Genomic DNA, 18,962 nt, shown 5'->3' with positions numbered 1-18,962 from the left:
CCATGGTCGCCGAAGGGGTCAGCTCACTCGTCGGTCGTACCGAACGCGATCACATGAGCCTTGGGGTCGGCGGAACTCGTCAACTCGCTCGCGAACACGGCGGACATGTACAGATGCCCCTGCGAGTAGATGAACTCGGAGTACTCCGGCGACATCCGCGTCTCCACGTCCCGCACCGACCGCGCCGCAGGATTCTCCAGCAGCTTCGTCTCCTTGAAGCTGCCACCGTCCACGCTGACGATCTGCCCGCCCTTGTCGTACGGCGGTCGCTTGTACGCGATCACGTTGCCGCCGTCCATCCGCAGCGGTGTGATCGTGTACCCGTCCCCCGCGTCCGCCCGCTGCCCGGTCTGCTTGCCGGTGGCCAGGTCGAAGGCGACGATCTCGTTGGTCCGGCCGCGCGCACCGCCGCTGCTGTGCTGCTCGGTCTCCACGTAGAGCCGGTCGTTGCCCACCACGACGCCCTTGCACTGCTCGATCGTGGTGACGCCGGAGCACTTGGCCGCGAACTGGTCGGCCGGCACGGAGATGCGGATGCGCAGCTTGCCGGTCTTGTTGTCGATGGCGAAGACGTCCGAGATGCCGACGGCGTCCGACTGCCCGGCCTCGGCGGCCACGACGAGCGGCTCGGTGGACACCACACTCGCGTACTCGACGCCCTCGGCCATCTTGTACTCGGAGATCACCTTCCCGGACGTCGGGTCGATGGTCTGGATGTGCAGCTGAGGCTGCTCGTAGGAACCGCACTTGCGCACGGCGACCAGCTTCTCGCCACCGGCGTACCCGAGGTCGTAGCAGCCGTCCTCGGCCTTCGGCACCCACAGCTGCTTGCCGGTCTTGAGGTCGAACGCGGTGCCGCCGCTCGTACCGCCCGCGGCGACGGTGCCACCGCTGACGGTGACGTTGTCGAAGCGCAGCGGCCTGTCCTCCACCTCGGTGCTCTTCGTCCACAGCTTCTTGCCGGCGTCGAGGTCGATCGCCGCGACCTGGGTGCAGCCGTACGAGGGCCGTTCCTTGGTCGGCATGTCGGGCTGGAAGGCGACGGCCGTCAGCCCGTCCTCGTTGACGTGCTTACTGGCCTGGCAGACCGGCCCCGGCAACTTGACGGTCCACAGCTTGGTGCCCTTGTCGCGGTCGTAGCCGACGATCTCGGCGACGCCGCTCTTGACGTACGCGTCGTCGGTCAGCCACGAGCCGGACACCACGACGCTGGTGTCGTCCTCGACGTCGGGCGCCTTGACCTGGAAGAGGACGTCGGCGTTGGTGTCGGCGGGCACCTTCTCGGTGCCGTCGGGGGCGTCGACTCCGCCGCCACCGTCGCCGTTGTCCCCGCCACCGGTGCCGCCGCTGGAGCTGGCGGTGTCGTCCTTGCCGCCCTCGTCACCGGACTTGGCGTACAGCACGCCACCGACGATCAGCGAGATCACCACGACGGCCGCCGCCACGATGACGGCGAGCTGCCCGCTGGACCGCTGCCCGCCGCCGCCCGGCCCGGCGGGCTGCATCGGCGCGGTCTGCTGCGGGTAGCCGTAGCCGGGCGGCTGACCGTAGGGGTTCGGCTGCTGGCCGTACGGGTTCTGCGGCTGCCCGTAGGTGGCGGGCTGCTGGCCGGGGTAGCCGTACCCGGCGGGCGGAGTGGGAGGTTGACCCCCCTGGCCCCCGTGGGGTGCCTGCGGATAGCCGTACCCCGGCTGCTGGGCCCCGGACGGCGGACCCTGCGGGGGCGGCGGCGTCTGCGCGGGCGGCGGCGGTGTCGGCGGGCCGAAGCCGCCCCCCTGCTGCTGGGGCGGCTGGTCCTGCGGCGGGCCGAACCCGCCCTGCGGGGGCTGGTTGGGCGGCGGAGGCGGCGGCTGGGTCATGGCGTGGGTACCTCAGGGGAGGGGGACGGCGGGCACGGCGGGAACATGGGGGACGACGGCGCGGGGAAGGACTGCCGCCCGGCTCACTTGCCGAAGGCGAGGATCAGCTTCTCCTTGGCCTCGTCGTTGCCGCTGAGCCGGGTGCTCGAGAGGTAGAAGCGCCCGTCGGCCCAGTCGAACGCCTTCGAGAAGAAGCCGTTCTCCACGTCCGCGGCGCCGGCCGGGTTCTGCAGCAGCGTCGTCGGCTTGGGGTTGCTGCCACCGACCGGGATGGACACGACCTGGCCGCCCGCGTCGTACGACGCGTCGACGTAGGCGATGAGCTTGCCGTCCTCGACCTTGATCGGCAGCATCGGCTCCTCGGCGGGGGACTTGACGCGCCACTTCTCCTTGCCGTTGGCCAGGTTGATCGCGACGATCTCGTTGGCCCCGGTGGTCGCCTTGGTCGGCATGTAGAGGGTGTCGGCGTCGGAGGCCACACCGCTGCAGCCCTGGAGGTCACGCTGGAGGATGGCCCAGCCGCACTGGGCGCCGATCTCCAGAGCGACCTCGACCTGCGAGCGGCGCTTGCCGTCGTCGCCCAAGGTCGAGATGTTCCACTGCTTCTTGTCCTCGTTGGTGCTGTAGAGGACCAGCGGGTCGAGGGAGAAGACGCGCGCGACCTTCCAGCCCTTGTCGAACTGCCAGGTCCACTTGACCTTGCCGGTCGCCGGGTCGAGCTCCTGCACCTCGTCGTGCTCGTTGCTGCCGGTGGCGTCGCAGCCCGCCACGGCGATCAGCTTGTCGCCGCCGGCGAAGGCGTCCGGGAAGCACTTGTCGCCGAACCGCGTCTTGTCCCACAGCTTCTTGCCGCTGTTGACGTCGTACGCCGTGCCCGACTGCGAGCGGCCCACCATCAGCGTCTTGCCGGTGATGGACAGTTCGACGTCGAGCGTGCTGTCGAACAGGGCGCCGTTGGCGACCGAGGCCTTCCAGCCCTTGGCGCCGGTGTTGAGGTCGACCTGCTGGAGCTGGTTGCACTTGGCGCGGTCGCTGCTGCCGCTCATGTACGCGACGACGATCTTGTCGTCGGACGACTTCTGCGGGGTGACCGCGCAGATCTTCTGCGGGAAGGTGATCGGGTCCCAAGTGGACTCGCCGTCACCGACGTTGTAGGCGAAGAGCTGCTTGTACGCCGCCTTCACCGCGGCCTTGTCGGTGATCCACATGCCGGGGGCGTCGGCGCCGGAGGCGGGCGCGTCGGGCGCGGGCTTGTACCAGAGCACCTTCGAGTCGCCGGACTGGCGACCGCCGTTGAGGTTCTCCGGGTCGGCGCCGCCGCCACTGCCACCGCCGCCCTCGGGGTCTTCGGACGGGGACTCGGTGTTCTTCGAGTCGCCGCTCTCCTGGGCGGCCGGCTTCTTCGGGTCGTCGTCACCGCCCCTGGTCACCGCGTACACGCCGCCGCCGATGACGAGCAGCGCCGCCACCGCGGCACCGATGGCGAGGGCGGGCTTGCCCTTGAAGGGGTTGCGCGAGCCGGGCTGCGGGGCCCCGGGTACGCCCGGGTACTGCGGCTGGCCCGGGTAGCCGTAACCCTGGGCGGGCTGCTGGCCGTAGGGACCGGGCTGCTGCTGATAGCCGTACGGCCCCGGCTGCTGCTGCGGCTGCGCGTACGGGCCGGACTGGTACGGGCCCGGCTGCGCCGGCGGCTGCTGCGGGTAGCCGTAGCCGGGCTGCGGGGCGCCGGGCGGCGGGCCCTGAGGGGGCGGCGGCGTCTGCGGCGGACCCTGCGGCGGCGGGGGTGTCTGGGGGGCGCCCTGCGGCGGGGGCGGGGTCTGCGGCGCGTCCTGCTGCGGAGGCTGCGGGGCGCCGAAGCCGCCCTGCCTCGGGTCCTGCGGTGCGCCGAAACCGCCCTGGGGCGGCTGGTTGGGCGGCTGGCTCATGAGCGGTTCCCCCTCGTGACCGGTGTGGTGCCACGTCATGTGCCGTCGCGTTTCCGCCACACCGACGGTTCTCAGACTGTTCTCAGACGGCTCTTTCTATCACCCGCCGACGACAGTGCACCGGGCCCCGTCGTCCCCTGTTCCCAAGGGAGGACCGGCCTGTGATGCCCCCGTTATGCGCCTTCACACGCCCTTCACGCAGGGCGCGTGTTGCCCTCGCGAGCCCCTCCGGACGCCGTACCCGAGGCCGTTGCCCGTGCTACGCGTCCTCCGCGAGTTCCAGCCAGCGAAGCTCCAGCTCGTCCCGCTGGCCGGCCAAGTCGCGCAGTTCCGCGTCGAGTTCGGCGACCTTTCCGAAGTCGGTGGCGTGCTCGGCGATCTGGGTGTGCAGCTTGGTCTCCTTCTCGGAGATCTTGTCGAGCTGCCGCTCGATCTTCTGCAACTCCTTCTTGGCGGCGCGCACATCGGCGGCGTTCTTCTCCGGTACGGCCTTCTCGGCGGCCGGAGCGGACGCGGCGCCGGCGGCGACCTGGGCCTCCATGCGGTGGCGGCGCTCCAGGTACTCGTCGATGCCGCGCGGCAGCATCCGCAGGGTGGCGTCGCCGAGGAGGGCGAACACCCGGTCCGTGGTCCGCTCGACGAAGAACCGGTCGTGGGAGATGACGATCATCGAGCCGGGCCAGCCGTCGAGGACGTCCTCCAGCTGGGTGAGCGTCTCGATGTCGAGGTCGTTGGTGGGCTCGTCGAGGAAGAGGACGTTGGGCTCGTCCATCAGCAGGCGCAGCAGCTGGAGCCGGCGCCGCTCACCGCCGGACAGGTCTCCGACCGGCGTCCACTGCTTCTCCTTGCTGAAGCCGAACGTCTCGCACAGCTGCCCGGCGGTCATTTCGCGCCCCTTGCCGAGGTCGACGCGCTCGCGCACCTGCGACACGGCTTCCAGCACCCGCAGGTTCGGGGCGAGCTCGGCGACCTCCTGGGACAGATAGGCGAGCTTGACGGTCTTTCCGACGGCGATCCGCCCGGCGGCCGGCTGCACCTCGCCCTCCGTGCGCGCCGCCTCGGCCATCGCCCGCAGCAGGGACGTCTTGCCGGCGCCGTTGACGCCGACGAGACCGATCCGGTCCCCCGGGCCGAGCTGCCATGTCACATGCTTGAGCAGCACCTTGGGGCCGGCCTGGACGGTGATGTCCTCCAGGTCGAAGACGGTCTTCCCGAGCCGGGACGAGGCGAACTTCATCAGCTCGCTGCTGTCCCGGGGCGGGGGGACGTCCTTGATGAGCTCGTTGGCGGCCTCGACGCGGAAGCGCGGCTTGGACGTGCGCGCGGGGGCGCCGCGGCGCAGCCAGGCCAGTTCCTTGCGGACCAGGTTCTGCCGCTTGACCTCTTCGGTGGCGGCGATGCGCTCGCGCTCGGCGCGGGCGAAGACGTAGTCGGAGTAGCCGCCCTCGTACTCGTAGACGTCGCCCTTCTGCACGTCCCACATGCGCGTGCAGACCTGGTCGAGGAACCACCGGTCGTGGGTGACGCACACGAGCGCGGAGCGGCGCTCGCGCAGGTGCTGGGCCAGCCAGGAGATGCCCTCGACGTCGAGGTGGTTGGTGGGCTCGTCGAGGACGATGAGGTCCTGCTCCTCGATGAGCAGCTTGGCGAGCGCGATCCGCCGCCGCTCGCCGCCGGACAGGGGGCCGATGACGGTGTCGAGGCCCTGCGGGAAGCCGGGCAGGTCGAGGCCGCCGAACAGGCCCGTGAGCACGTCCCGGACCTTGGCGTTGCCCGCCCACTCGTGGTCGGCCATGTCCCGGATGACCTCGTGCCGGACGGTCGCCTCGGGGTCCAGCGAGTCGTGCTGGGTGAGTACCCCGAGCCGCAGTCCGCCGGAGTGCGTGACCCGGCCGGTGTCGGCGTCCTCCAGCTTGGCCAGCATCCGGATCAGGGTCGTCTTGCCGTCGCCGTTGCGACCGACGACGCCGATGCGGTCCCCCTCGGAGACGCCGAGCGACACACCGTCGAGCAGGGCACGGGTGCCGTACACCTTGCTGACGTTCTCGACATTGACCAGATTGACGGCCATTTTTCTCCTGCCCAGGGGGTCGGTCAGCCTCCCAGCCTAGTCGGCCCGTACGACAGCCCCGTGCGCCCCGGGGATGGGCGGCCCCCGGGGCGCTCCGCCGTGGCGGTCGGGCGTCAGCGGCGGGCGGCCGCCGCGCGGACCTCGGCGAGGAGGCCGTACATGACCTGGCCGGGGCACTCGGTGTCGAAGTAGTCGCGGTGACCGCCGACCGTGTTCGTGTCCTTCTTGGTGCCGTTGACGGGGTTGGTGTACGTCACCCGCGCCCGCGGGTCCAGGCCCTCGAACCGGGATATGACCTTGATCAGCCGGATCAGGGACGCTTTGGCCGCGTCCGTGGGGGCCTTCTGGTCGAGGTTGCCGATCAGGGCGATGCCGAGGGCGCCGGAGTTGTAGCCCACGGAGTGGAAGCCGGTGACGAGGTCGCCGTCGGGGTTGAAGGCGGGGATGCCGTCGTCGCCGGAGTAGCGGCCCTCGTAGACCGTGCCGGCCTCGTCGATGAGGAAGTGGTAGCCGATGTCGCCCCAGTCGTTGGTGATCGCGTGGAACTCGTAGATCGCGCGCACCGTCGCGGCCGGGTCGGGGTCGTCGTTGGGCGTCGCGGTGTGGTGGACCGTGATGATCTGGAGCGGGTAGTACGTCTCGGGGGAGTTGACCTTGCCGTCCTTGTACCGCTTGGACTCGTCGGCGCCCCAGGCCGGCCGCGAGAGGTAGCCGACGCCACGTACGCGCGTGGGCTCGCTCGGCACCTGGTAGGTGCGCTCGGGGCCGTCGGTGGTGTCGATGGCCAGCGAGCGCACGCCGTTGATGTCGCTGGGGACCTTCACCTCGTAGGCCGTGGCGTTGTCGGCGGCGACCAGGGCGGTACCGCCGTCCTCGACGGTCGCGCAGCCGTGGGCCAGGTTCTGCCAGTTGCCGTCCGCGAGCCGGATGGCGGCGCCGTCCTTGGCGCCGGACCAGCGCACACCGACGTAGGAGGCGGCGAAGGCGGTGGTGGCCTCGCCGGTACCGGTGGCGGCTTCGGTCCGGGTGGCGGGGAACCTCTCCGGCGTCGTGCCCGAACCAACCGAAGCGGAGGTGGAGTTGTCCGTCTCGCCGGAGTCGCCCGCGGCGAACACCATCGGTGTGAGCGCGGTTCCGGCGGCCACCGCCCCGCCCGCGGCCATCATGCCGCGACGGGAAAGGGAGCGCTTTCTACGGTGAGACGACTGGGCGGGCGTGGGGGATTCGGACACAGGAGTGTCCCCTTCCAGAAGGGCACTTGACGGTGAGCCGGGCACGACAGCCCGAAAGTTGAAACGTCAAGCGACCTTAAACGCCTCAGCCGCCCCACGAGTACTGCGCTCGCAGTACTTCCGTGTGGAGATCGGGCGAAGAACGCGTACTTGTGAGTACGGCGTCACGCTCCGGCGGCCCGCACGACCGTGGCGCCCTGCGCGGGCCCGGACGCGGTGCGCACCGAGCGGCAGGTGCCGGACGCCCGCAGGGTGTCGGCCACCTTCACCGCCGACTCGGGGTCGCGGGCGAGGAACGCCGTCGTCGGACCCGAGCCGGAGACCAGCGCCGTGAGCGCACCGGCGGCGCGGCCGGCCGCGAGGGTGTCGGCCAGTTCCGGGAAGAGGGAGAGGGCGGCGGGCTGGAGGTCGTTGGAGACGGCCGCGGCGAGCGCGTCGGGGTCGCCCTTCGCGAGGGCGGCGAGGAGCGGCTCGGAGGCGACGGGCTCGGGGATGTCGGTGCCCTCGCCGAGCCGGTCGAACTCACGGAACACGGCCGGCGTCGAAAGCCCCCGGTCGGCCATCGCGAACACCCAGTGGAAGGAGCCGCCCACGTCGAGCGTACGGAGCTTCTCGCCCCGCCCGGTGCCCAGAGCCGCCCCGCCGACCAGACTGAACGGCACGTCGCTGCCCAACTCGGCGCAGATGTCGAGGAGTTCCTCGCGGGAGGCGTGCGTGCCCCACAGCGCGTCGCAGGCCAGCAGCGCGCCCGCGCCGTCCGCGCTGCCGCCCGCCATGCCGCCGGCGACCGGGATGTCCTTGGCGATGTGGAGGTGGACGGCGGCATCCAGACCACGGCGTTGCGCCAGGGCGAGCGCCGCGCGGGCGGCGAGGTTCGTACGGTCGAGGGGGACCTGGTCGGCGTCGGGGCCGTCACAGGTGACGCGCAGCCCGTCGGGCGAGGGGGTCACGGTGACCTCGTCGTACAGGCCGACCGCCAGGAAGACGTTGGCCAGGTCGTGAAAGCCGTCGGGCCGCGCGGCGCCGACCGCGAGCTGGACGTTGACCTTGGCGGGGACACGTACGGTGACGCTCGCGCTCACTTACTCGGACTCCTTGTGCTGGTCGGCGGGCCGGGCGGGGGGTTCCGCGGGCGCCGCCCTGTGCTCGGCGATCCGTACGAACTCCTCGACCGTCAGGGCCTCTCCGCGGGCCTGCGGTGAGACGCCGGCCGCGACGAGGGCCTCCTCGGCGGCTGCCGCCGACCCCGCCCAGCCGGCGAGCGCGGCACGCAGCGTCTTGCGGCGCTGGGCGAAGGCGCCGTCGATGACGGCGAAGACCTCACGCCGGGAGGCGGTGGTCTTGATCGGCTCGGCGCGCCGGGTCAGGGACACCAGCCCGCTGTCGACGTTCGGCGCGGGCCAGAAGACGTTGCGTCCGATGGCGCCGGCCCGCTTGACCTCGGCGTACCAGTTGGCCTTGACCGAGGGGACGCCGTACACCTTCGAACCGGGCGCGGCGGCCAGTCGGTCGGCGACCTCCGACTGCACCATGACGAGGGTGCGTTCGATGCTCGGGAAGGTTTCGAGCATGTGGAGGAGGACCGGGACGGCCACGTTGTAGGGGAGGTTGGCGACCAGCGCGGTGGGCGGCGGGCCCGGCAGCTCCGTGACCTGCATCGCGTCGGAGTGCACCAGCGCGAACCGGTCGGCGCGCTCCGGCATGCGGGCCGCGATGGTCGCGGGCAGCGCGGCGGCGAGGACGTCGTCGATCTCGACGGCGGTGACGCGGTCGGCCGCCTCCAGCAGGGCCAGGGTGAGCGAGCCGAGTCCGGGTCCCACCTCGACCACCACGTCGTCGGGGCGGACGTCCGCGGTGCGGACGATGCGGCGGACCGTGTTCGCGTCGATCACGAAGTTCTGGCCGCGCTGTTTGGTGGGGCGCACACCGAGGGCGGCCGCCAGTTCACGGATGTCGGCGGGGCCCAGGAGGGCGTCGGGGGTGGGGCTGCTCACCCGACAAGGGTACGGGGCCGTACAGCTGCCACCGGCCGCCCGTCACCGCACGCGGCTCACCCGTGCAACCGCTCCCCGCAGTGCGGCCAGGGACTCGCCCCCTGCCGCACATACAGCTTCTTCGCCCGTGCCGTCTGTTCCGCCGCCGGCGCGTCCTGCGGGCGGCCCTTGCCGCCGAGGCTGCGCCAGGTGTGCGTGTCGAACTGGTACAGCCCGCCGTACGTCCCGGACGAGTCCACGGCGTCCGCCCGGCCCCCGGACTCGCACGCCGCGAGGCCCTGCCAGTTCAGGCCTCCCGCGCCGCTCACGGAGGTCGGCAGCGGCTTGGTGCCGACCTTCACCACCTGCGTCCGCGGCTCGCGCACCACCTCGGACTTCGTCCGCCGCGGCTTCTGCCGGACGCCGTTGACGGTGCGCAGCGAGTACGTGACCCGCCGCAGCCCCAGCTGCCCCGCCCGCTCGACGACCTCCGTGCCCTTGAAGACTGAGGGGTCCTCGATCCGCTGCTCGGCGAACTGGATCGCCTCGTCGCGGATCTCCTTGCGTCCGGTGATCCTCAGGACCGTGACGGTCTGCCCGTCGCGCGGGAAGCTCTCCGGCGGGACGGACGTCGCGTCCTGGCCACGCAGAGTGATGCCGGCCTGCTCCACGACCTCGCTCACGGTCGCCGCGTTCGTGCGGATGGTGCGCGCCCGCCCGTCCGCCATGACCGTCACCGCGCGCTCGGTGCGCACATCCAGCGCGAGCCCTTCACGCCCGATGCGTCTGGAGCGCGACGCCGAGACATACGCCCCCTCCGCGCGCACCCCGATCTGCCTGAGCGCCGCCTCCACGGTGCGTTCCGTCGTCCACACCTCGCGCCGCTGGCCGTCGATCGTGAGCCGCACGGGGCGGCCGTAGCGCACCGCGACCTCGTCACCGCTGGTGAGCGCCGCATCGGGAGCGGGCGCCACCACGTCGTGCGCGCCGACGTCGACGCCCTCCTCGGTGAGCAGTTCGGTGACGTCGTCCGCGAAGGTGTGCAGCGTGCGCGGTGTGCCGTCGACGCTCAGCTCGATCGCCTTGTCCTTGGCGACGAAGGCGCTCGTGCCGCCCGCGAGAAACGCCACGACCAGCGCCTGCGGGACGAGCCGGCGCATGGGCCCGTCGCCACGTTCGGCGATCCTTCCCCTGCGCCGGTGGGCGGCGCGACGTCCGCTCCTGGGGCGCACTACCGGCTCGTACGCCTCCTCGTACACCGTCTCGTACGCCGTCTCGGACGCCTCGTAGGCGGGCCGGTAGGTGTCCTCGTACGGGACGCGGGCCGTGCCGTATGCGCTGTATGTGCCGTACGCGTCGTGCGTCTCGTACGCCCCCTGCACCCCGTACCCCAGCGTCTGCGCGGTGTGCGGGTCGAAGCCGCCGTACGCCGGGGGCTCGTGGGCCGGGCTCGGGCCATACGTCTCGAACTGCGCGTTGCTCACGACGACACGCTCCAGCGGAGGGGTCCGTTTAGGGCCCCCAGAACCTAGCGGAGCGTCGATTACTCTCCAAGGCGACGCGACTACGCACAGTTGCGACGGAGTGGTGGTGAACCCGTGCGAGCGTTATCGAGCGGTTATCCGTCAGTAGCCGAAGGCACGTGCCGTGTTCGAGCCCAGGGCCGCCGCCAGCGCGTCCTCGTCGATCCCCCGTACGGCAGCCATGGCGCGCACCGTGATCGGAATGAGATACGGAGCGTTGGGCCGTCCGCGGTACGGAGCCGGCGTGAGGAACGGAGCGTCGGTCTCCACGAGGAGCAGCTCCAGCGGGGCCACCGCCACCGCGTCCCGCAGATTCTGGGCGTTCTTGAAGGTGACGTTGCCGGCGAAGGACATGAAGTATCCGGCGCGGGCGCACACCTGGGCCATCTCGGCGTCCCCGGAGTAGCAGTGGAAGACGGTCCGCTCCGGGGCGCCCTCCTCCTTCAGCACCCGCAGCACATCCGCGTGGGCGTCGCGGTCGTGGATGACGAGGGCCTTGCCGTGCCGCTTGGCGATCTCGATGTGGGCGCGGAAGGACGCCTCCTGCGCCTCCTTGCCCTCGGGCCCGGTGCGGAAGTAGTCGAGGCCGGTCTCACCGACGCCCTTGACCTGCGCCAGCGCGGCCAGGCGGTCGATCTCGGCGAGCGCCTCGTCGAGCGCCCGCGCACCACCCGGCTCACGCGCCCCCTGCCGCGACCAGCCGTCGGGGTCCCCGTGCACGATGCGCGGCGCCTCGTTCGGATGCAGGGCGACGGTCGCGTGCACGGCGTCGTACTGCGCCGCCGTCTCGGCCCCCCACTGCGAGCCGCGTACGTCGCAGCCGACCTGCACGACCGTGGTCACGCCCACCGACGCGGCCTTGGCGAGCCCTTCCTCGACCGTGCCGGACTGCATGTCGAGGTGGGTGTGCGAGTCGGCGACCGGCACCCGCAGCGGGTCCGGGAGCGGCGGGGCGGCGTGCTTGTCGGCGGCGTTCGAAGGCATGCCCCGATCCTACGAAAGGGGCATGCCCGAGCGGCCGGGTGCTCGGCTCAGCCCGCCTTGCGGTGGAAGACGTGCAGAAGGTCGGACAGGTGCCAGTGGTGGTGCGGTTCGGTCGGCGCCGACGCCGCATCCGCCCCGGGCTCGGGCTCCGCCTTCGGCTGGGTGGGGACGGTGCCGGTGCGGTGCAGGGAGTTCTGCACGGAGGACACCTGGCCGGGCCGCATGATCCGCACGACGTGGCCGTCGCAGTTGTGACACGTGGGCCGGCTGAGCGGGGACGGCACCACCTGGCCGTTCGCCACGTACACGACGAACTCCCGTCCGTCACCGTCCATGTGGTGCTCTATCTCGTACGACTGCTCCCAGCCATGCCCGCAGCGCATGCAGGCGAACGAATACGACTCGTGGACGACGGCGGTCGCGGCGCTGCGAAGGCCCGTGGTCTGCTGTGCGATCTCACTCATGCCAGCTCCTGTGGTCCGCTGGGTGGGACGGGTCGCGTCCCACAACCCAGTGGACTCCTCCGCAGGAGTGAACGCACGGAATCTGTCCAGTGTTGGCGCCGACTTGGACGTTCCTTGCCGAAAGGGCCGGGTTGCTTTACCCCGGCATGGGGCGCACGCTCATGCGATATACGCCCTGCTCACACGGCATTTCACGCCCCCGCCTTCTTGGCCGCCACCACGGCGTCGAAGACCTCCCTCTTGGGCACCCCGGCCTCCGCCGCGACCGCCGCGATGGCCTCCTTGCGCCGCTCCCCCGCCTCTTCGCGGATGCGAACCCGCCGTACGAACTCGGCGGCGTCGACCTCCTCGGCCCCCTTCTCGGGCGCCCCCTCGACGACGACGGTGATCTCCCCGCGCACGCCCTCGGCCGCCCACTCGGCCAGCTCCCCGAGCTCGCCGCGCCTGACCTCCTCGTACGTCTTGGTCAGCTCCCGGCACACGGCGGCCCGCCGCTCGGCGCCGAACACCTCGGCCATCGCGGCGAGCGTGTCGTCGAGCCGGTGCGGCGCCTCGAAGTAGACGAGGGTGCGCCGCTCCTCGGCCACCTCCTTCAGGCGCGAGAGCCGCTCACCCGCCTTGCGCGGCAGGAACCCCTCGAAGCAGAACCGGTCGACGGGCAGCCCGGACAGGGCGAGCGCGGTCAGCACCGCGGACGGCCCCGGCACCGCGGTGACCTTGATGTCCTTCTCCACCGCCGCCGCGACCAGCCGGTACCCGGGGTCGGACACCGACGGCATCCCCGCGTCGGTCACCAGCAGCACCCGCGAGCCCTCCAGGAGCGCCTCGACCAGCTCGGGCGTCCGGGCCGACTCGTTGCCCTCGAAGTACGACACGACCCGCCCGGCCGGCTGCACGCCCAGCGCCTGGGTGAGGCGCCGCAGCCGCCGGGTGTCCTCGGCGGCGACCACGTCCGCGCCGGCCAGCTCCTCGACCAGCCGGGGCGGGGCGTCCTTGACGTCGCCGATGGGAGTGCCTGCCAAAACAAGGGTTCCTGTCACGTTTCCATCCTCGCAGGGCGCATCCGCGCGACTGTCACAGACGTGTTCCCTACGATGGCGCGGTGACCAGTACCGCGTCCTCCACGGACACCCGGCAGGGCCAGGCGATCCACGAGCAGCGGCCGTCGTGGCAGCAGCGGCTGCGCCGATTCGGCTACACGGCGGCGCCCGGCAGCGACGTCCGCGACCGGCTCGTGCCGCCGTATGTTCAGCCAAGCCCGCGGATGTGGCAGTTCCTCGGCGTGCCGCGCCCGCTCGCCGAGCGGATCGCGCGCTGGTCGGGCTGGATCGGTCCGCTGCTGGTGACGCTGCTGGCGGGAGTGACGCGGTTCTGGAACCTGGGCAACCCGAAGGCCGTGATATTCGACGAGACGTACTACGCGAAGGACGCCTGGGCGCTCGTCCACCGCGGTTTCGAGGTCAACTGGGACAAGAACGCCAACGACCTGATCCTCAAGGTCGGCGACCAGGTCCAGATCCCGACGGACGCGGCGTACGTGGTGCATCCGCCGGTCGGCAAGTACGTCATCGGGATCGGCGAGCTGATGTTCGGGTTCAACCCGTTCGGCTGGCGGTTCATGACGGCGCTGCTGGGGACGCTGGCCGTGCTGATGCTGTGCCGCATCGGCCGCCGTATCTTCCGCTCGACGTTCCTCGGCTGCCTCGCGGGCACGCTGATGGCGGTGGACGGGCTGGCCTTCGTGATGGCCCGCACCTCACTGCTCGACGGGGTGCTGATGTTCTTCGTGCTGGCGGCGTTCGGCTGCCTGGTCCTCGACCGGGACAGGGCGCGCGCGAAACTCGCGGCCGCGCTCCCGGCCGACCCCGACGGCCGGGTCCGCCCCGACGCACACATCGCCGAGACCCTGCGCCTCGGGTGGCGCCCCTGGCGCTGGACGGCGGGCCTGATGCTGGGCCTGGCCATCGGCACCAAATGGAACGGCCTGTACTTCCTGGTCGCGTTCGGTCTGATGACGGTCCTGTGGGACGTCGGCGCCCGCAAGGTCGCCGGTGCCCGCCACCCCTACGTGGCGGTACTCAAGCACGACCTGGGCTTCGCCTTCCTCGCGACCGTGCCGGTGGCGATCGTCACCTACATCGCCTCCTGGGCCGGCTGGATCCTCTCCCCCACGGACGGCAGCGGCGGCTACTACCGCGACTGGGCGAGCGCGAACGGCCGCAGCAGCGGCTGGTCCTGGCTGTTCCCCGACTGGTGGCTGAGCCTGTGGCACTACGAGCACCAGGTGTACGACTTCCACGTGGGCCTGTCGTCCCCGCACACCTACCAGTCCAACCCGTGGAGCTGGCTGGTCGTCGGCCGCCCGGTGTCGTACTTCTACGAGTCCCCCACGCCCGGCAAGGACGGCTGCCCCGTCGACGCGGGCGAGAAGTGCGCCCGCGAGGTGCTGGCCCTCGGCACGCCACTGCTGTGGTGGGTGGCCGCCTTCGCGGTCCTGTACGTCCTGTGGCGCTGGGCCTTCCGCCGCGACTGGCGCGCCGGCGCCATCGCCTGCGGGGTCGTGGCCGGCTATCTGCCCTGGTTCCTCTACCAGGAACGCACCATCTTCTTCTTCTACGCCATCGTCTTCCTGCCCTTCCTCTGCCTCGCCGTGGCCATGCTCCTGGGCGCGATCATCGGACCACCGCGCGCCGGAGACACCCGCCGGGTGGCGGGCGCCACGGGTGCGGGCGTGCTGGTGCTGCTGATCGCCTGGAACTTCATCTACTTCTGGCCGATCTACACGGGCACCGCGATCCCGGTCGACGACTGGCGGTCGCGGATGTGGCTGGACACCTGGGTCTGACCGGCCAAACGGTCACTCTTCGGTCAATAGTTCGGCCAACAAAAGAAAACACCTCCCACACCTTTCCCCCACGCCACTTACAGTGCGGTGGACGAAAACGGGGAGGGGACCATGTCCAAGGGGGTCAAAGTCGCCGTCATAGGCGGCGTGTTCGCCGTGATGGTGGGCGGTGCCGGGTACGGCGCCTACAACATCATGTCGGCGTTGAACGGCGGCGGGGCGACCGGGCAGGGCGGGCCCGCGCCGGTGCGGTCCGGGCCGCCGAGTTCGGAGGAGGTCGAGGAGACCACCACGAAGTTCTTCGCGGCCTGGGAGAAGGGGCAGGCGGCACAGGCGGCGGACCTGACGAACAACAACGCGGCAGCCGCCTCGGTGCTCAGGTCCTACGGTCAGGACGCCCACATCACCGGCGTGAAGATCACGCCCGGCAAGACGAACGGCGACACCGTGCCCTACACGGTGAAGGCGAAGGTGTCGTACGACGGCAAGTCCGAGCCGCTGTCCTACAAGAGCGAGCTCACCGTCGTTCGCGGCCGCACCACCGGGCGGGCCCTCGTGGACTGGCAGCCCACCGTGATCCATCCGCAGCTGAAGCGGAACGACACCCTCGTCACCGGCGAGGCGGCCGCCCCGCCCATCGAGGCCGTCGACCGCAACGACACCGTGCTGACGAAGGAGAAGTACCCCTCCCTCGGCCCGGTCCTGGACACCCTGCGCGACAGGTACGGCAGCAAGGCGGGCGGCTCACCCGGCGTCGAGCTGGCGATCCGGCACGCCGACGAGTCGCCGGACACCTCGCTGCTGACCCTCGCGAAGGGCAAGCCGGGCAAGCTGCGGACGACGCTCAGCGCGAGCGTGCAGGCAGCCGCCGAGAAGGCGGTGAAGCGGTACGCCGAGTCCTCCGTCGTGGCCCTCAAGCCGAGCACCGGCGAGGTGCTGGCGGTGGCCAACCACCGTGCGGACGCCTTCAACGCGGCCTTCGAGGGACGCGTCCCGCCCGGCTCCACGATGAAGATCATCACCGCGGCGATGCTCATCGACAACGGCGTGACCACGATGAACGGCCCCGCGCCCTGCCCGGACACGGCGACCTGGCAGAGCCAGACCTTCAAGAACCTCACGGGACTCAAGCCCGACGAGACCGCGGGCGCCACTCTCGCGGGCGGCTTCGCACGCTCCTGCAACACGGCCTTCATCAAGCTCGTCGACGAGGATCCGCTCACTGACGCCTCGCTGACGACGGAGGCCCAGGAGCGGTTCGGGCTCGGCGGCGACTGGAAGACCGGCATCACCTCGTTCGACGGCAGCGTCCCCGCGGCCACCGGCCCGGACCGCGCCGCGAACGCCATCGGCCAGGGTCAGGTCCAGATGAACCCGCTGAACATGGCGTCGGTCACAGCCACCGCGATCACCGGCGAGTTCCGGCAGCCGTATCTGGTCTCCCCCGACCTCGACGACCGCCGACTCGCCACCGCCAAGGGGCTGCCGGCGAGCACCGCCTCCCAGCTGAAGCAGATGATGCGGCTGGCCGCGACCGCACCCCAGGGCACCGCCGTGCAGGTCATGTCCGGGCTCGGCGGCGACATCGGAGCCAAGACCGGGTCCGCCGAGGTCGACGGGGAGGCCACCTCCGACAGCTGGTTCACCGGTTTCCGAGGCGATGTGGCGGCCGCGGCCATGTCCCAGCAGGGCGGCCACGGCAGCGACGCGGCCGGGCCGATTGTCGCAGCCGTGCTACGAGCGTCCACGTGAACTTATCCCTCGCGGCACGGGACTCTAGGGTGGTCGTCGTCGTTGGTATGCGTGAGGCAGGCGGGGCAGGCGGGGGCCCCTGGAATACGCGAGGGAACGGAAAGCAGTGGGCAACAGAAGGCGCGTCGCCGAGCGACGGAAGACCAACCCCGCCGTGCTCGGCGGGATGATCGCCGTGGTTCTCGGTGGCGCCGGGATCGGCGTCTACGCGCTGCTCGGCAGCGGATCCGCCGCTGAGAACGGTGCGCAGTCGTCCAGCTCGCAGAAGGCCAAGGCCGTCAAGACCGGCCCGCTGTCGGCGAAGGAGGTCACGACCGCGGCCCGGGAGTTCCTCACCGCCTGGCAGCAGGGCAAGGTGACCGAGGCGGCCGCCGTCACGGACGACGCGACGGCTGCCAAGGCCCTGCTGGCCGGCTACGCCAAGGACGCCCACATCGAGGACGTCACCCTCACCGCCGGCACCCGCACCGGCGCCAAGGTCCCCTTCGCCGTGAAGGGGACGGTGTCGTACAAGGGCACCAGCAAGCCGCTGACGTACGACAGTTCGCTGACGGTCGTGCGGCGGGCCGAGGACGGCAGGCCGCTCGTCGACTGGCACTCCGCGGTCGTTCACCCCGACCTGAAGGACGGCGACACCCTCGTCACCGGCGAGTCCGGCACCCCGCCGGTCAAGGCCCTCGACCGGGACGGCGGTGAGCTGACGGAGGACGAGTACCCGTCGCTGGGGTCGGTCCTGGACGGGCTGCGCGAGAAGTACGGCGAGAAGGCGGGCGGCAAGGCGGGCATCGAGCTCCAGGTGATCCGGGGCAAGGAGTCCAAGAAGGCCGAGCTGTCCGACAAGACCCTGGTGGAGCTGAGCAAGGGCACGCCGGGCACGGTGGAGACGACGCTGAGCCCGACGCTGCAGGCCGCCGCGGAGAAGCAGGTGGCCACCAGGCCGAAGGCGTCCGTGGTGGTACTGCGCCCCTCGACCGGCGAGATCATGGCGGTCGCGAACTCCTCGCACGGCTTCAACATCGCCTTCCAGGGCTCCCTCGCGCCCGGCTCCACCATGAAGGTCATCACCTCGTCGCTGCTGATCGAGAAGGGCCTCGCGGCGGCGGACAAGGAGCACCCCTGCCCGAAGTACTTCACGTACGGCCACTGGAAGTTCCAGAACGACGACAAGTTCGAGATCAAGGGCGGCACCTTCAAGGCGAGCTTCGCCCGCTCCTGCAACACCGCCTTCATCAGCCAGGCGCCCGAGCTGGACAACGACAGCCTGACCAAGCAGGCCCAGCAGGTCTTCGGCCTCTCCCTGAACAGCTGGTCCGTCGGTGTGCCCACCTTCGACGGCTCCGTCCCGGTCCAGTCGCAGGCCCAGATGGCCGCCTCGCTGATCGGCCAGGGCGGGGTGCGGATGAACCCGCTGAACATGGCGTCGGTCTCCGCGACCATCAAGACGGGTACCTTCAAGCAGCCGTACCTGGTGGCTCCGAGCGTCGACGACCGCACGCTCGCCACGGCGTCCCGCACGATGTCCGCGTCCGCGCTGTCGCAGCTGCGCGAGTTGATGTCCTACACGGCGGCCTACGGCACGGCGGCCGAGGCGATGTCCGGGGTGACCGGTGACGTCGGCGCGAAGACCGGCTCGGCGGAGGTCGACGGCCAGAAGAATCCGAACGGCTGGTTCACCGCGTACCGGAACGACCTCGCGGCGGCGGGCGTCGTCCAGGCCGGCGGCCACGGCGGCGAGACGGCGGGCCCGATCGTGGCGGAACTGCTGAAGCTGGGCGGCTGAGCCTCAGCCCCGCAGCTGAGCCTGAGCCTCACGCTCGACGGGGGCCGCGGATGCGGCGGGTGCGGCGGGTGCGGCGGCCAGGTAGGTCCGCCGCAGGAACCTCATCAGGGCCTTCATGTCGAACTGCACGACCGAGACACCCTGTGCGGAGTGGAACTCCACCACGGCCTGCACCCGGCCGCACGGCCACACCCGTATCTCTCCGCTGCCCGCGGGGGCGCGCAGCCCCTGTTCCAGCAGGGAGCGCGAGAAGGTCCACTCGTGTGCCCGGCGGCCGGGCAACCGGACGCACACCGAGCGCGGGTCGGTCTCGGGGTCGTACTTCAGGACGACCGGAACGGCGTCCTGTTCCTCCGCCAGGAGGTCCGCGTCAGTGACGATATGGGCTCGCGCATACTGCTCGACTACGGACATCGGACGACCCCTTACCGTGCGTCACGTACGCGGAAACCGTGCATCTGCTTCCCCTTCAATGTCCCATATTTCCCGGATTACACCCTCCGGAGCGGCTTATCTCGTGTTTACAACAGAGACTGAGACGCTCTTGCAAAGAG

General features: G+C 71.0%; 14 protein-coding genes. 3 read left to right on the top strand and 11 right to left on the bottom strand.

Annotation, left to right across the window (positions count from 1 at the left end; translation table 11 throughout):
- Nucleotides 1–23 precede the first annotated feature (23 nt).
- From ACZ7L5_RS39950 to rsmI, 10 genes are all read right to left on the bottom strand, one after another.
- Nucleotides 24–1,859: an outer membrane protein assembly factor BamB family protein gene (locus tag ACZ7L5_RS39950; RefSeq protein ID WP_471523415.1), complete on the bottom strand. Its 1,836-nt coding sequence runs from the start codon at nt 1,857–1,859 to the stop codon at nt 24–26.
- Nucleotides 1,860–1,942: 83 nt separating this feature from the next.
- Nucleotides 1,943–3,784 (bottom strand): outer membrane protein assembly factor BamB family protein, encoded by a 1,842-nt coding sequence (locus tag ACZ7L5_RS39945; RefSeq protein ID WP_471523413.1) that lies wholly within the window; start codon nt 3,782–3,784, stop codon nt 1,943–1,945.
- 259 nt (nt 3,785–4,043) lie between these two features.
- Nucleotides 4,044–5,855 (bottom strand): ABC-F family ATP-binding cassette domain-containing protein, encoded by a 1,812-nt coding sequence (locus ACZ7L5_RS39940; protein WP_471523411.1) that lies wholly within the window; start codon nt 5,853–5,855, stop codon nt 4,044–4,046.
- A 113-nt stretch (nt 5,856–5,968) separates the two neighbouring features.
- The gene (locus ACZ7L5_RS39935; RefSeq protein WP_471523409.1) at nt 5,969–7,087 is read right to left on the bottom strand and encodes a peptidoglycan recognition protein family protein; all 1,119 of its coding nucleotides are present in this window, start codon (nt 7,085–7,087) and stop codon (nt 5,969–5,971) included.
- A 164-nt stretch (nt 7,088–7,251) separates the two neighbouring features.
- Nucleotides 7,252–8,169, bottom strand: a complete 918-nt coding sequence (locus tag ACZ7L5_RS39930; RefSeq protein WP_471523407.1) for a 4-(cytidine 5'-diphospho)-2-C-methyl-D-erythritol kinase — start codon at nt 8,167–8,169, stop codon at nt 7,252–7,254.
- On the bottom strand, nt 8,170–9,081 hold the full coding sequence (rsmA, locus tag ACZ7L5_RS39925; protein ID WP_471523405.1) for a 16S rRNA (adenine(1518)-N(6)/adenine(1519)-N(6))-dimethyltransferase RsmA: 912 nt from the start codon (nt 9,079–9,081) through the stop codon (nt 8,170–8,172).
- A gap of 56 nt (nt 9,082–9,137) precedes the next feature.
- Nucleotides 9,138–10,544 carry a ubiquitin-like domain-containing protein gene (locus ACZ7L5_RS39920; RefSeq protein WP_471523403.1) on the bottom strand — a complete coding sequence of 469 codons (1,407 nt, stop codon included), beginning with the start codon at nt 10,542–10,544 and terminating at the stop codon, nt 9,138–9,140.
- Between the two features lie 141 nt (nt 10,545–10,685).
- Nucleotides 10,686–11,567: a TatD family hydrolase gene (locus ACZ7L5_RS39915; protein ID WP_471523401.1), complete on the bottom strand. Its 882-nt coding sequence runs from the start codon at nt 11,565–11,567 to the stop codon at nt 10,686–10,688.
- A gap of 47 nt (nt 11,568–11,614) precedes the next feature.
- The gene (locus tag ACZ7L5_RS39910) at nt 11,615–12,031 is read right to left on the bottom strand and encodes a hypothetical protein (protein WP_471523399.1); all 417 of its coding nucleotides are present in this window, start codon (nt 12,029–12,031) and stop codon (nt 11,615–11,617) included.
- Nucleotides 12,032–12,222: 191 nt separating this feature from the next.
- Nucleotides 12,223–13,071 carry a 16S rRNA (cytidine(1402)-2'-O)-methyltransferase gene (gene rsmI / locus ACZ7L5_RS39905; RefSeq protein ID WP_471523397.1) on the bottom strand — a complete coding sequence of 283 codons (849 nt, stop codon included), beginning with the start codon at nt 13,069–13,071 and terminating at the stop codon, nt 12,223–12,225.
- A gap of 62 nt (nt 13,072–13,133) precedes the next feature.
- Between rsmI and ACZ7L5_RS39900 the strand changes: the two genes are divergently transcribed.
- The 3 genes from ACZ7L5_RS39900 (at nt 13,134) to ACZ7L5_RS39890 (ending at nt 18,408) form a co-directional block, all read left to right on the top strand.
- Nucleotides 13,134–14,876, top strand: coding sequence for a dolichyl-phosphate-mannose--protein mannosyltransferase (locus tag ACZ7L5_RS39900; RefSeq protein ID WP_471523395.1), 1,743 nt, complete (start codon nt 13,134–13,136; stop codon nt 14,874–14,876).
- A gap of 111 nt (nt 14,877–14,987) precedes the next feature.
- Entirely contained in the window at nt 14,988–16,628 is a 1,641-nt protein-coding gene (locus ACZ7L5_RS39895) for a penicillin-binding transpeptidase domain-containing protein (protein WP_471523393.1), read from the top strand.
- Nucleotides 16,629–16,734: 106 nt separating this feature from the next.
- Nucleotides 16,735–18,408 (top strand): penicillin-binding transpeptidase domain-containing protein, encoded by a 1,674-nt coding sequence (locus ACZ7L5_RS39890; protein WP_384188373.1) that lies wholly within the window; start codon nt 16,735–16,737, stop codon nt 18,406–18,408.
- Nucleotides 18,409–18,411: 3 nt separating this feature from the next.
- Here ACZ7L5_RS39890 and ACZ7L5_RS39885 read toward each other — a convergent pair whose 3' ends face one another.
- Nucleotides 18,412–18,822, bottom strand: coding sequence for an SsgA family sporulation/cell division regulator (locus ACZ7L5_RS39885; protein WP_471523390.1), 411 nt, complete (start codon nt 18,820–18,822; stop codon nt 18,412–18,414).
- Between the last annotated feature and the right edge of the window lie 140 nt (nt 18,823–18,962).

It is taken from the genome of Streptomyces sp. NPDC107528 (assembly GCF_055639295.1).
The sequence above is the reverse complement of the archived record's forward strand: the minus strand, read 5'-3'. Positions and strand labels throughout refer to the sequence as shown.

Excerpts from the sequence above, each read along its gene's own strand:
- ACZ7L5_RS39950 (WP_471523415.1), bottom strand. The coding sequence starts at position 1,859 with ATGACCCAGCCGCCGCCTCCGCCGCCCAACCAGCCCCCGCAGGGCGGG.
- ACZ7L5_RS39895 (WP_471523393.1), top strand. The coding sequence starts at position 14,988 with ATGTCCAAGGGGGTCAAAGTCGCCGTCATAGGCGGCGTGTTCGCCGTG.
- ACZ7L5_RS39945 (WP_471523413.1), bottom strand. The coding sequence starts at position 3,784 with ATGAGCCAGCCGCCCAACCAGCCGCCCCAGGGCGGTTTCGGCGCACCG.
- ACZ7L5_RS39915 (WP_471523401.1), bottom strand. The coding sequence starts at position 11,567 with ATGCCTTCGAACGCCGCCGACAAGCACGCCGCCCCGCCGCTCCCGGAC.
- ACZ7L5_RS39910 (WP_471523399.1), bottom strand. The coding sequence starts at position 12,031 with ATGAGTGAGATCGCACAGCAGACCACGGGCCTTCGCAGCGCCGCGACC.
- ACZ7L5_RS39940 (WP_471523411.1), bottom strand. The coding sequence starts at position 5,855 with ATGGCCGTCAATCTGGTCAATGTCGAGAACGTCAGCAAGGTGTACGGC.
- ACZ7L5_RS39885 (WP_471523390.1), bottom strand. The coding sequence starts at position 18,822 with ATGTCCGTAGTCGAGCAGTATGCGCGAGCCCATATCGTCACTGACGCG.